Source organism: Photobacterium sp. HL06 (assembly GCF_059552575.1).
The window spans coordinates 66763-79581 of sequence record NZ_JCANWL010000003.1 but is presented as its reverse complement, the minus strand read 5'-3'; the positions used below and the strand labels follow the sequence as shown (position 1 = coordinate 79581).

The 12819-nt window shown below is 43.8% G+C and carries 6 protein-coding genes and 7 pseudogenes; 9 read left to right on the top strand and 4 right to left on the bottom strand.

The genetic code is table 11. The annotated features are described in order from the left end of the window. Positions 1–3: 3 nt before the first annotated feature. Positions 4–580: pseudogene (locus AC51G0_RS30200) on the top strand (IS6 family transposase). 88 nt (positions 581–668) lie between these two features. Beyond that, a pseudogene (locus tag AC51G0_RS30195) lies at positions 669–1255 on the top strand (IS3 family transposase); the annotation flags it as partial. Positions 1256–1319: 64 nt separating this feature from the next. On the opposite strand, the gene AC51G0_RS30190 reads toward AC51G0_RS30195, so the two are convergent. Continuing rightward, the gene (locus tag AC51G0_RS30190) at positions 1320–2339 is read right to left on the bottom strand and encodes a replication initiation protein (RefSeq protein ID WP_496304406.1); all 1020 of its coding nucleotides are present in this window, start codon (positions 2337–2339) and stop codon (positions 1320–1322) included. Between the two features lie 494 nt (positions 2340–2833). Here AC51G0_RS30190 and AC51G0_RS30185 point away from each other — a divergent pair. Continuing rightward, positions 2834–3513, top strand: a pseudogene (locus AC51G0_RS30185) (IS6 family transposase). A gap of 452 nt (positions 3514–3965) precedes the next feature. Next, a pseudogene (locus tag AC51G0_RS30180) lies at positions 3966–4833 on the top strand (cysteine hydrolase family protein). 70 nt (positions 4834–4903) lie between these two features. Here AC51G0_RS30180 and AC51G0_RS30175 read toward each other — a convergent pair. Next, entirely contained in the window at positions 4904–5821 is a 918-nt protein-coding gene (locus AC51G0_RS30175; RefSeq protein WP_496304405.1) for an IS5 family transposase, read from the bottom strand. Between the two features lie 363 nt (positions 5822–6184). Between AC51G0_RS30175 and AC51G0_RS30170 the strand changes: the two are divergent. The 3 genes and pseudogenes from AC51G0_RS30170 (at position 6185) to AC51G0_RS30160 (ending at position 9277) form a co-directional block, all read left to right on the top strand. Further along, a pseudogene (locus AC51G0_RS30170) lies at positions 6185–6919 on the top strand (IS6 family transposase). Between the two features lie 537 nt (positions 6920–7456). Then, a pseudogene (locus tag AC51G0_RS30165) lies at positions 7457–8140 on the top strand (IS1 family transposase). Between the two features lie 222 nt (positions 8141–8362). After that, complete coding sequence (locus AC51G0_RS30160; protein WP_496304404.1) at positions 8363–9277, top strand: LysR family transcriptional regulator; 915 nt, start codon at positions 8363–8365, stop codon at positions 9275–9277. 203 nt (positions 9278–9480) lie between these two features. Here AC51G0_RS30160 and AC51G0_RS30155 read toward each other — a convergent pair. Further along, positions 9481–9801: pseudogene (locus AC51G0_RS30155) on the bottom strand (DDE-type integrase/transposase/recombinase); the annotation flags it as partial. Positions 9802–9976: 175 nt separating this feature from the next. Here AC51G0_RS30155 and istA point away from each other — a divergent pair. After that, the gene (gene istA / locus AC51G0_RS30150) at positions 9977–11518 is read left to right on the top strand and encodes an IS21 family transposase (protein WP_496304403.1); all 1542 of its coding nucleotides are present in this window, start codon (positions 9977–9979) and stop codon (positions 11516–11518) included. A 9-nt stretch (positions 11519–11527) separates the two neighbouring features. After that, positions 11528–12283 (top strand): IS21-like element helper ATPase IstB, encoded by a 756-nt coding sequence (istB, locus tag AC51G0_RS30145; RefSeq protein ID WP_496304402.1) that lies wholly within the window; start codon positions 11528–11530, stop codon positions 12281–12283. Positions 12284–12325: 42 nt separating this feature from the next. On the opposite strand, the gene AC51G0_RS30140 is transcribed toward istB, so the two are convergent. Next, the gene (locus tag AC51G0_RS30140; RefSeq protein WP_496304401.1) at positions 12326–12691 is read right to left on the bottom strand and encodes an IS6 family transposase; all 366 of its coding nucleotides are present in this window, start codon (positions 12689–12691) and stop codon (positions 12326–12328) included. Between the last annotated feature and the right edge of the window lie 128 nt (positions 12692–12819).

Here is a 12819-nt window from a genome sequence, read left to right as displayed (position 1 = left end):
ACAATAACCATCAATTTTTCAGGCCGCCACTTTCCGTCAGACATCATCCTTCAATTGGTTCAGTACTATCTCACTTACAAATTGAGTTACCGTGAAATTGACGAAATCTATGCAGAACGAGGTATCCATGTTGATCATTCAACTTTAAACCGCTGGGTGATAAAATATGTGCCATTGTTAGAACATCGAGCTCGAAAAAAGAAGAAACCAATAGCTTCTTCGTGGCGGATGGACGAAACCTATACCAACGAAAAAGGCCAGTAGAAATATTACTATCAAGCCGATGATAAATATGGTTATGTGATTGATTTTCTGCTGCGTGATAAGCGAGATGAAAAGGCAGCGAGGCCTTTTTTCAAAAGGCCATCGCCAACATGGACTTCCTGAAAAGGTGGTGATTGATGGAAGCCATTCCAACGCATCAGCACTGCACAATATCAACATTGGGTTTTGGCATAGCGGACGCATGCTGCGTTTTATTGAGCTCCTTTCAATTAAGTATCTGAACAATATTGTTGAGCAAAGCCACCGCAGAGTAAAAGTTAAAATGAACCAGGCACTAGGCTGGAAATCTGACTAAGAAGTAAAGGTTATATTAGCTGGTGTAGAACTGTGGGCTATGATTAAAAGTGGACAGATAGACGATATCAGACAGCATGAAAAGGTAGAGCCTAGTTGCAAAAGCCGCGTGTAAATTTAAGGCCACAACAGATAGTAAGCATTTCTAACCCGTTGCGCCTAACCTTCTGGAACAAGATTTTACTGCTGATGCACCGAATCAGAAGTGAGCTGGCGATATCACCGATTTGATGACAAGTGAGGGCTGGCTTTATTTTGCTGTAATTATTGACTTGTGCTCTCGACGGGTAGTCGGCTGGTCGATGGATAACCGTATGACAACAAATTCAGTCGGAGATGCGTTAAAGGTGGCACTGTTCCGTCGAGGACTGCCTGAAGAGGTCATCGTCCACAGTGATCGTGGCAGCCAATACTGTTCAAAAAGTTACCGCGAGATAACCAACTCTCATAATTCAAACAAAGTATGAGTCGAAGAGGAAATTGCTGGGATACTTGTGTAGAAAGTTTCTTCCACTCGCTAAAAGTTGAAGCTATCCAATACAAACCAATTATGATCAAAGAAATGATGCGGCAAACGGTATTTGAATATATTGAGGTTGATTACAACCGAACAAGAAGGCACAGTGCTCTTGGGTATCTAAGCCCCGTAGTATTTGAACAGAAGAATGTCGCTTAACCTGGTGTCAAATCTTGTTGGGGCAGATCACCCTTTTATCTTCATTTTGTTACAACCTAAAAACTCATTCTGTCGCGTTTTCTGCCTCTTTAAAGCGAGAAAAAAATTCAAGGGTCATTTCAAATCCTTCTACACCCAATTGAGGCATATGAATCTTTAGGTTATCGAGCTCCACCTTGCTCGGTAAGAAAGTGTTATTCACAAGGTCAGTATGAGTTCTCACTGCTGCTTCAAGTGTTGACTCAAAATCAGCTGGCGTAGGCTTCGCTTTTGGTTTTGACTTCCAACTAAAAAGAAACTTAATGCCTACGACTTTTCGACCTTCCTTGACATAAGCGAATCCCTCATTTTTTTTAGTTTTTTCATCACTATGGAAAATAATATCGCTCTCTGTTTCAGAAATTTCTTTGATCGCAGGCTTAATAATCCTCTTAATGAAATTTCCTGTAACAGCATATGTCTTCTTTTTAAGCTCTGCTTTCTCGTCAAGCAAGCCAAACAGGCCATGCAGCTCACTAATTGACTGTGCATGTAGTATCGTTCCAGGTGACTTAAATCTACATAAGATCGAATAAAGGCGCTTGGAAGAGTCGAGCTTTAATTGACGAAATTCCTTGTGAGGAATCAAGCTATGACCACGGCTAACGCCAATGTATGCCTTTGCTAATTGGTGATTTGGCGATATTGTCAGAATACCGTTTTTGTACCGTACCCGGGAAAACAGAGGAATAAAGTCAAACTCTTTTTTAGTTTTGTAGCCGATTTTCTTGCCTGATAAACCTTCGCAAGGTGTTGCGAGAACTGTGGCCAGGTGTCGTTTCTCAAGTCCAAACCAATCGCATAAAATATCTGCATGAAATTCGTACTGTGGAATTTTAGAAATTTCTCCTTTTTCCAGAAATTCTTCCCAGTTCTCTTTGTGGTATGCAGAGAGAAACAGCGCAAACACATCATGCTGAACAGGTGTAAGTGATAACTGAGAGAAGACAAGCTCATGAGATTTCTTGAAAAACTCTTTGTGAATTTCGCTCATATCAGTGTTAGCAATTATGTTATCCGCTTTGATCTCTAACTCATCACTCATTATTCCACCTGAACTATTACGTTTTTATGTTCTAACTATAACTAGTTGCTGTCCCACTACAATAGTAAATAGTAATATTCACATTAAACCCATCATTAAACAACAGTAGGTAGTAATAATTAAAGCGAATATCGTGATTCAGAACAGGAAAACGTATCAATTAGAAGTGAACAGCAGAATCAACGAGCTGTGTGAATAACTACAACAGTAACTAGTAATATTTAGAACAGTAAGACGATCTAATAGCAACAGCAATGCGTCATAGTTAGAACAGTAAGGCGTTATAGTTAGAACAGTAAGGAGTAACAGTTAGGATTATAAGCTACTGATTTGAAAAAAAAACGCTGATTTTATAGATCTTTATAGATTTTTATATAAATCTATAAGATATATTATATTAGCGGTGAATATGTGGATAACTCAAACACCGAGCAAACTTCCCGCATGCAAATCACTCTTCAGGCCTCCGGCTTTTCAGACCTTGAACTCACCCGGTGGCCCTTAATTTTATTAACAAACAATTTCCTTCTACCACTATTTTGATGGTAGTCCGATGGTATGTTGCCTACAAGCTCAGCTACCGAGATATCGAGATATCGAGAAGTTATTAGTAGCACGCAGAGTTCAGGTTTCAGGTAGATCATGCAACGATTAATTACTAGGTGTTAGAGTATGCCCCTCAGTTGGAAGTTGCCTTCCGTAACGGTAAGAAACGGACAGTTTCCAGTTCGTGGCGAATGGATGAGACATACATCAAGGTCAAAGACCAATGGAAATACCTCTATTGTGCTATCAATAAATTCGGTGACACCATCGACTTTATGCTTGCTGAAAAGCGGGACAAAAACGCAACCAGACGCTTTTTTACTAAGGCGGTAGGGCAACATGGCCTACCTAGGTGGTGTTCGACAAGAGCGGTAGTAACGCCGCCGCGCTAGAAACCCTGAACTAGCAGATTTGACTATGTGACATCATCAGATAATTTATTGAAGTGTTCCAGGTGAAGTACCTCAACAATATCGTGGAGCAAAGCCACCGACCGATGAAATGGATGATGCGTACCGTGGTGGAATTCAAATCCATTAAAGGGGCAGAGGCAAGTATCGCAGGGGTTGAATTGTGGCAGATTCTTCGAAAAGGTCAGATGAAAAATGCGAAAAACATGCCGGTTTAGGAGCAATTTTACTCCCTAGCGACCGAACTGTATCTGGGGGAAGGTGTTTCTACACCCTAACTTCAATATGCGACAGAACCAGCCAGAGCAACCCTCGTTGGCGTGGAACCATGGTCGATGATTAAAAATGGGCAGCTCGACAACCCTGATGGTTTATTTGTTTGGGATGAATTTTACGTACTTGCAGCCTAATTGCATCCGGAAATCAATACGTTTGTACTTTAGCGTAACTTTGCGACACAACCCATTTAACTGAGTATTATTTACATGTTTCATCAAAGCCTTGTTTTAACATTATTTCAATAACTGTAATTGTCTTTTTCATATTTAACCGATTATTTCTGATAATAATTGATATAACGTTTGTGAGAGAGAGGTTTTTAAGTCAGTTGTATCCGTCAACAGCCTTTACTCATAATCAGAGAAGGTTTATATCAGGAAAGGAAAAATCTATGTCCGATCAAGATCATAAAGATGGTTGCTGTGCAACGAAGGAACAAGTTGACCAGGCGCGCCGGCGTTTACTGAAAACGTCCGGTGCAGTGGCCGCTGTTGGTGTTGCTGGTGCTGCATTTGCGCCACAAGCTGCCGCTGCAACTGATAAAGCCAAAAATAAGTATGCAGATCCGAAAACCCCCGGCCTTCCCCAGCTGGACATGGAAATTGATTTTGACCGAACTGCACTTGTTGTTACTGATCCGCAAGTTGATTTTTTGTCAGAAAAAGGTGTTACTTGGGGGGGTTGTTGGTGAAAGTGTGACCGAACAAGGTACTGTTGGTAACATTGAACGCTTGTTTGAAGCTGCCAAGACGGCGGATCTTCCAGTCTTTATTTCACCACACTACTACTACCCGCACGATCACCAATGGAAGTTTGAGGGTGTGCTAGAAAAAACCATGCATAACATTGGCATGTTTGATCGTCTGGGCGCCCTGACGCTCGAAGGCTTCGAAGGCTTCGAAGGCTCCGGTGCCGATTGGATGCCGCAGTACAAGAAGTACATCAACGACGGCAAGACTGTCATTTGCTCCCCCCACAAAGTCTATAGCCCGGCCCAAAACGATCTCAATCTGCAACTAAGAAAGCGCGGTATTGACAAGGTGATTCTGGCCGGTATGTCGGCAAACCTTTGTACCCAAGCGCATCTCTATGAATTGCTTGAGCTCGGCTATGAAGTCGCTGTCGTTCGTGATGCGACTGCCGGCGCCAAGGTTCCCGAAGGGGATGGCTACCAGGCTGCGATCATCAACTTCCGTATGGTTGCTAATGCTGTTTGGTGGACCGATGATGCTGTCAATCGAATGACTGCGAAGGTATAAAAGATCCGGTGTAAACGGCGTTGTTGATCAAATCAGGCTCTATGCAGATTTAGCTCTAATTGGCTGCATGCTAAGCAATAGCTTTTCTTTCAGGCATACCTAGTCTTATGACTTTGTTTATAGCTTTGACATTGGCTAGGGCTTTACCAACTTGACCGTTGTAACTACGGAGCGTCAACGTACCGTTGGTTAGTCCTTTGTATCTCGACATGGCGGTTTCTGAGAGCGATCTAAAATGATACCCAGACTCGACTTTCCATTGAGCTAGGTTATTAGCTTTCAACGCCGATACTGCATCGTTTCTCGGATGACCATCTTCCCAATATCCTGCATTTTTTCTCGGTGGGATAAGAGGAATTATCCCTTTATGCTGTAAGACCTTATGACATTCTTTGGTATCGTAAGCACCATCACCAGACACTTCTCGAATTTTTCGGCGTAGTGGATTGAGTAATGTAGGAAGCACTTCACTATCACCAACATTCACTAAGCTAACTTCTACGCCTATGATTTCATGCGTATCAACATCAACGGCCAGGTGGAGCTTTCGCCAAGTTCTACGTTTCTCATTACCATGTTTTCGGACTTTCCATTCACCTTCACCGAACACTTTCAGGCCTGTGGAATCGATAGCAATATGTCGAACAGGCCCTTTTGATGGGTTGCGATATTTCACCTCGACAGTCTTAGCTCGTTTGCTGATATAGGTGTAATCAGGCGAGTTAAGTGGCACATTCATAAGCTTGAAAATGGAATTGATAAAACCTTGAAGAGCACGCAGTGGAAGAGAAAAAATCCCTTTAATCATTAAGGCAGTTTCAATAGCGGTATCCGTATACTGAAACCCACGACCACGCTTGCCGTGATGTTTGGTGCATCTCCAAGAGTCGATAGCAGAGTCATCAACCCAGAATGTAATTGAACCGCGTTGTTCCAACGCTTTGTTGTACTGTTTCCAGTTTGTGATTTTGTTCTTCGACTTACCCATTGCTGACACCTAAATCACCTGTGATAGATGATCTGAACACTGAATAGCAAAAGAGTTCACTGATTTAGTCAACAACGCCGGTGTAAACTGCTGTTATTTGAAAATCTTCGGACGCGGACAATATGTCCAATATAAATCAAAAGAGTAGGTGAGGTTAAGTGAGCGCTTGGCTTCATGTTTTTCCGAACTTTTGTTAAAAGGCAACAATAGCCCACATTAAAATTAATTCATCATGGGTAAACCCCCGGCTATACCGGGGATACTCGCATAGGTTTTACCTTTACCGCGGTAAAGGTGGCTTTGTTGCAAAAAAATCAGCCCAAACTCAAAATTCAATTATGTCTCTTCTGATCCAGTGGCTCAATGACCAATCCCGCATTCAAATGGAAACACTTTGCCCCTGAAATTGTTTTTTGGTGCCTGTGCTGGTATGGGTCAACACCAATGAGTTACGCCAACCTCAGTGACATGCTGGCAGAGCGAGGGGATTCAGTTAACCGTTCGACCATCTATTAATGGTTTATTGAATATGCTCCGGCACTACGTAAAAAGTTACGTTGCTATCAGTGCGTTCAATCTGATTCATCGTGGCAGATCGATGAGACCTACGTCAAAGTGAAAGGCAAATGGCACTACCTTTACCTAGCCATCAATAAGCAGGGAGAGGCGCTGAACTTCTATTTATCCCACAAACGGAATAAAGAGGCTGCATATCAGTTCTTTAGCCGGTGTCTGAGATACTATGATGTAGACACTCAGCCTAATTTGAATACCGACAAACATTCCTCATATGCCAATGCAATTGCCCGTCTGAAGAAAGGGGGACGATTGCGGGTTGATGTCGAGCAACGGCAAGTGAAGTACCTCAACAATGGCACTGAGTCCGATCATGCTCCGATTAAGAAACTTATCGAGGCCACCGGTGGCTTTAAAATACGAAAATACGCCTGGTCAACGTTGCAAGGATTTGAGTCATTGCAAATGTTGAACAAAGGCCAGCTTGATTTCTGGTTACGTCGTCATGAATGGAAAACTCTGGTGCGGGAAAGATCTGCATCTATGAACCGTTTGTTCAATGTTGAGGTTGTTTACCGGTAATCATTGAACCTACCTCTGAGTGTATCGGTTTTATCTGATTATTTGCAACAGACTCGTATGCATGTAGAAAATTACCCAGTTTTAAGTGAAAAAAATGCACTGGAGTTATCTGAACCTGGTAAGTTAGAATTCTCCCTTAAAGTCGACCATGTACATTTCATTGTCATCGAAATGAAAAAAGAACAATGATAATTTTGTAGTACTTTTAAGGTTGTAATGTAATGAACCATTGTGGATCCGCTCCTCATCCTGCCTGTTATCTAGGATGTCATCGGACTGTCAGATATCAATTTACCCCCGGTTTTTGAGGGCCTGGTTGTAGTCTGAATGGTTGGTTAGCCGATAGGCATGCTTCCTAAAATGATGGCGTTTGGGGTTGTTGTGTTTGTAAGGCGTTTGTTATCAGGCCAACCAATTTCAATAAGATGGCCATGATAACGGAATTCAGAAACAACACCATAATTGGGTCATGACGCCAAGTTGTTGATTTAAATTATGGTTTAGTCATTTTTCGAGTTGTCAGGTGATATTCTAGCGATGCTAGAAGCTTCTTGTCGTTACTGTTCTCAGACCAAATCAGTTCGCAAACATGGGACTGGAGCAGACAAAGCGCAACCCTATCGCTGCCTTGATTACCGAAAATTATTCCAACTTCAACGTCTATCATCCTGGTGTGAAAGAACAAATTGTAGATATGGCGATGAATAACGTTGGGCTACATGATATTGTCAGAGTACTTAAAGTTGAGTTTAATACCGTACTGAGAACACTAAGAAACTCGAAGCAAGGAAAATGACGTCAGTCCCATTCAGTAATGCTGAAATCGAGCTTATCTGTGAAGTCGACGAGCAATGGTCATTTGTTCAGAACAAGGAGAAACAACGTTGGCTTTGGGATGCTTGGGAGCCAAGGTTTAAGAGGATAATCACCCATACTTTTGCTCGTCACAATGAAGAAACATTTCGGGCTCTATTGAAGCTCCTAAAGCCATTTACAATGAATTTCTTCTGTACGGATGACTTCAGAATTTACTCTTCAAACCTTCCAGCAGATAAGCATATTACAGGGAAGTTATTTACCTAACGTATAGAATGACAGAACCTCACATTGAGAACACGATTAAAGTGGCTCAATCGCAAAACCATTGGTTTCTCTAAATCAGAAGATATGCATGACAATGTAATAGACACATTTATTGAGCGTGAGTTCTACAGATGCTAGTTCAACCAGTTGGCGTCACTATCCATAATTGAGTATTATTTGCGCGCTTCAACAAAGCCTATTAATGGTGATAAGATCATAAATTCCGTGTCAACTTAATTGAATGCTGGGTTTATGGGGCTTACGAAACATATAATCGCATAAAGATATATAATATTTGATTTTTGGAATAATCTAGTACCAAGATAGTAAAAATAAAGTTGGCAATATTAGTAGGGAAAAATGGATAAACTAGAAATGATGCGGGTTTTCATAGAAGCGGCAGAGTGTCAGAGCTTTGTGGAAGCCGGCCACAAGCTTAATTTGTCAGCGCCCACTGTGACCCGCTCGATAGCCCAGCTTGAACATAACCTTGGCATTCGTCTCTTCAACCGAACCACCCGTCGTGTTCGCCTGACTGACTCCGGTGCACGCTACTATGGAGATGCCAAACGAATCCTAGAAGAGGTCGAGCAAGCCGAGGCGACCGCGGCAGGCATCCACACCGAACCCAAAGGGGTATTGTCTGTAACCGCACCGGTAATGTTTGGACAAAAGTACATCATTCCCATTATGGCAGAATATCTACAACAAAACCCATCAGTGAATGTGAAGGCAGTATTTTACGATCGGGTTGGGAACATTCTCGATGAAGGGTTGGACGTAGCCATACGCATTGGCTATTTGAAAGATTCGAGCCTGTTTACCACCCAGGTTGGTAACATCCAACGGGTCCTTTGTGGCTCACCTGATTATTTCGACAAACACGGCATACCGAAATATCCATCCGAGCTCGTTGACCATAAAATTATCCTGTCCTCCACGGTTGAGCCCTCGACAACTTGGCAGTTTGAATCACCAAGCGGCAAACTGGCCGTGAAGGTTTCCCCGCACCTGCATTGCAATCAGAACGGTGCTGCCATTTGTGCAGCCAAGGGTGGGTTGGGTATTACATGCCTGATGTCTTACCAGGTCGGTGAAGAATTTCAAAACGGGTCATTAATACGTATTTTACAGGACTACGAAAGCAAACCGCTACCCATTAATGTTATCCATCTGGAAGGACGACAGGCTAATGCCAAGATCAGAAGATTTGTCGATTTGGCGGTCGAGCAGCTGCGGGCCAATCCATTTATCAATCACTCACGGTTTTGTTGAAATGCTCAGGTAATGCTTGATTTTTGTTCACTTATCATGACCAATCGATTTATACAGGTTGGCTGTTTAATATTTCCTAATATCAATTAATAATATGGTTTTTTCTTCATTTAAAAAGATGTTAGTTGGTATTCCAATACCAGATAATAGGGTTGCGTCGTAAAGTTATGTTGAAGTACAAATGCACTGATCTTCAGATACAATTAGGTTGCTAGCGCGTAAAACTGCTCCCAAACAAATAAGCCTTCAGGGTTGTCGAGCTGCTCATTTTTAATCATCGACCACAGTTCTATACCAGCTAATGTGGCCTTTGTTCCTTCGTCAGATTTCCACCCCAGTGCCTGGTTCATTTTACCTTTCACTCTGCGGTGGCTTTGCTCAACAATCTTGTTCAGATACTTATTTGAAAGGGTTTCAATTAGACTCAGCATGTGCCCGCTATGCCAAAGTTCAACGTTGATATTGTGCAATGCTAATGCGTTGGAATGACTGCCATCAATCACCACCTTTTCAGGTAATCCATGTTAGCCGATGGCCTTTTCATCCCGTATTCCGGCCTATGCTGAACACTCATTCCGGTTCAATGTGAACACTTTTACCCACATTTCCGGAATCACTGTTCACGTTCCTCCGGAATCCCATTCAACGTATTGATCTTCAACTTATTTGGTAACCTGTTTCCTTTTTTGGAGCAGGACTATGCCAGCAAAGAGGATTGCAATGCGTAAAATTCGAGACGTACTAAGGCTGAAACTGGACGCAAAGTTGTCTATCCGACAAATCAGCGCCAGCACGAAAGTCAGCGTTGGCGCCATCCAGAAGCTGCTCCATAAAACTGAGGCCCTGAATCTGAGTTGGCCACTCCCTGATTCATTAACTGATGAGCAACTGGCAAAGTTGTTTTACCCGGCTGCCGACACAAAGGCATCCGCTCGGTACCAAATACCCGATTGGGCTGCTGTACATCAGGAGCTGAAACGCAAAGGGATGACGAAACAACTGCTGTGGGAGGAATATACCCAGCAATATCCCAATCGCTGCTACAGCTACTCTCAGTACTGTGACCGTTACCTTCACTGGAATAAGCAGCAGAAACGTTCAATGAGGCAGCTGCACAAGGCTGGGGAAAAATGTTTTATCGACTACTGCGGCCAGACTGTTCCCATCGTCAGCCACAGTACCGGTGAAATCCGTCATGCCCAGGTGTTCGTCGCTGTTCTGGGGGCATCGAACTATACCTATGCTGAAGCGACAGAATCACAGTCATTGCCAGACTGGCTGCAAAGCCATGTGCGGACGTTCGAGTTCTTCGGCGGCACGCCGGAGATGCTTATCCCCGATAACCTGCGAAGTGGTGTCAGTAAAGCCTGCCGTTACGATCCGGAACTCAATCCCAGTTACCAGCAGCTGGCAGAGCATTACCAACTGGCAGTCATGCCTGCACGTCCTTATAAGCCCAAAGACAAAGCAAAGGCGGAGGTGGGCGTGCAAATAGTCGAACGCTGGATCCTGGCACGGCTACGTCATCACAGCTTCTTCTCGTTGGCTGAAGTGAACCAATGTATCTGTGCATTGCTTGAAGAGCTGAACCTAAAACCTTTTAAGCAGTTGCCGGGAAATCGTAAAGAAGCCTTCGATAAGTTAGATCGCCCAGCACTCAAATCCTTACCTCTCCATCCTTATCGTTATGTCGCCATCAAAAAGGTAAAAGTTAACATCGACTATCACATCCAGTATGAGCAGCATCACTACTCAGTCCCGCATCAGTATGTGGGTGAGAAACTGGAACTGCACGCCGGTGATCAATTAGTCCAGCTCTATTATCGACAACAGCTCATTGCTTCCCATCCCCGCAAGCGCTATCCCGGTATGACGACAGATGAAGCTCACATGCCTAAGCGCCATCAGAAACATCAGCAATGGACACCTGGGCGCCTGAAACAATGGGCTAGTTCTATCGGGCCCGATACGCTGAAATGGGTGAGCCAGCGTATGGAAGAAAAAGCACACCCAGAGCAGGCTTATCGCCTGTGCCTGGGACTGCTCAGCCTGAGCCGTCAATACCCTGCACAAAGACTTAATGGCAGTTGCAAGATAGCCAATCAGGAAGGACTGGCGAAGCTCAAGCAAATTAAGTCAATCCTAGCCAGCAACCGTGATCAGTTACCCGAGCCGGAGGAAGGAACCACACGCTTATCTCAAGATCATGAAAATATCCGCGGGCCGCATACCTTCCACTAGGAGAATGAGATGACACAACAAACTCTGACCCGATTAAGAGAACTGAAACTCAGTGGGATGGCTGCAGCACTGGAACGACAGCAAGATCAGCCTGGTACGTATGGAGAACTGTCGTTTATCGAGCGGCTCAGCCTGTTGGTTGAACAAGAGCAGTCAGTCCGTGAGCAACGCAAGTATGACAGGCTGATCCGACAAGCAAACTTCAAATTAAATGCCACGGTGCAGGAAGTAGACTACCAGCATCCGCGGAATATTGAGCGCTCCCGGATCGCCAGGTTAGCGCAACGCGACTGGCTTAACCAAGCGCAGAACCTTCTAATCACAGGGCCCTGTGGCAGTGGAAAGACTTATCTCGGATGTGCACTTGGGCAAAACGCTTGCCTACAGGGATACAGCGTACGTTATTACCGAACGTCAAGATTACTGCTAGCACTGACCCAGTCGAAAGCCGATGGCACGTATCACAAGCTACTGGTTCAACTGGCGAAGATAAGCTTGTTGATCTTGGATGACTGGGGGCTAGAGCCATTAAAAGCGGCTCACCGAAATGATCTGATGGAAATCATGGATGATCGTTATGGACAGACGTCAACGATGCTAATCAGTCAGTTACCGACTGATCAATGGTACACGCAGATAGGCGATAACACGTTGGCAGACGCCATCCTAGATCGTCTTATGCACAATGCTCACAGGCTACAACTGAAAGGAGAATCTATGAGAAAGAAGCTGGGAACGTTGACGGAAGATGAACACTTAAGCTAAAAATTACTCTTGGTGATGCGTTGAAAAATCAAGTGTTCACGTTCAGCCAGAATAAGTGTTCAACTTCGCCGGAATACGCACCCGCTTATCACGCAGGAGATAATCAATCACATCACCATATTTATCAACGGCTCGATAGTAGTATTTCCATTGGCCTTTTACGTTGGTATAGGTTTCGTCCATCCACCACGAAGAAGCAACTGACTTCTTCATTTTGCGAGCTCGATGCTCCAGCAATGGCGCATACTTAATCACCCAACGGTTCAATGTTGAGTGATCGATATTGATGCCTTGTTCTGCATAGATTTCATCAATATTACGGCAGCTGAGTTTATAAGAAACGTAATAGCTAACAACCTGGAGGATGATGTCTGACGGAAAGTGGCGGCCCGAAGAATTGATCGTCACTGTGAGGGAAGTTGTGAGTGGTGACGGAGATCATAACTTACTGCTCCAGCTTGCGCCAGAGTCGTAAGTGCGGCATGAATTTTGCTTAAATAAATATAATAGTAATGCCGTGGCAATGAATGGCCGCT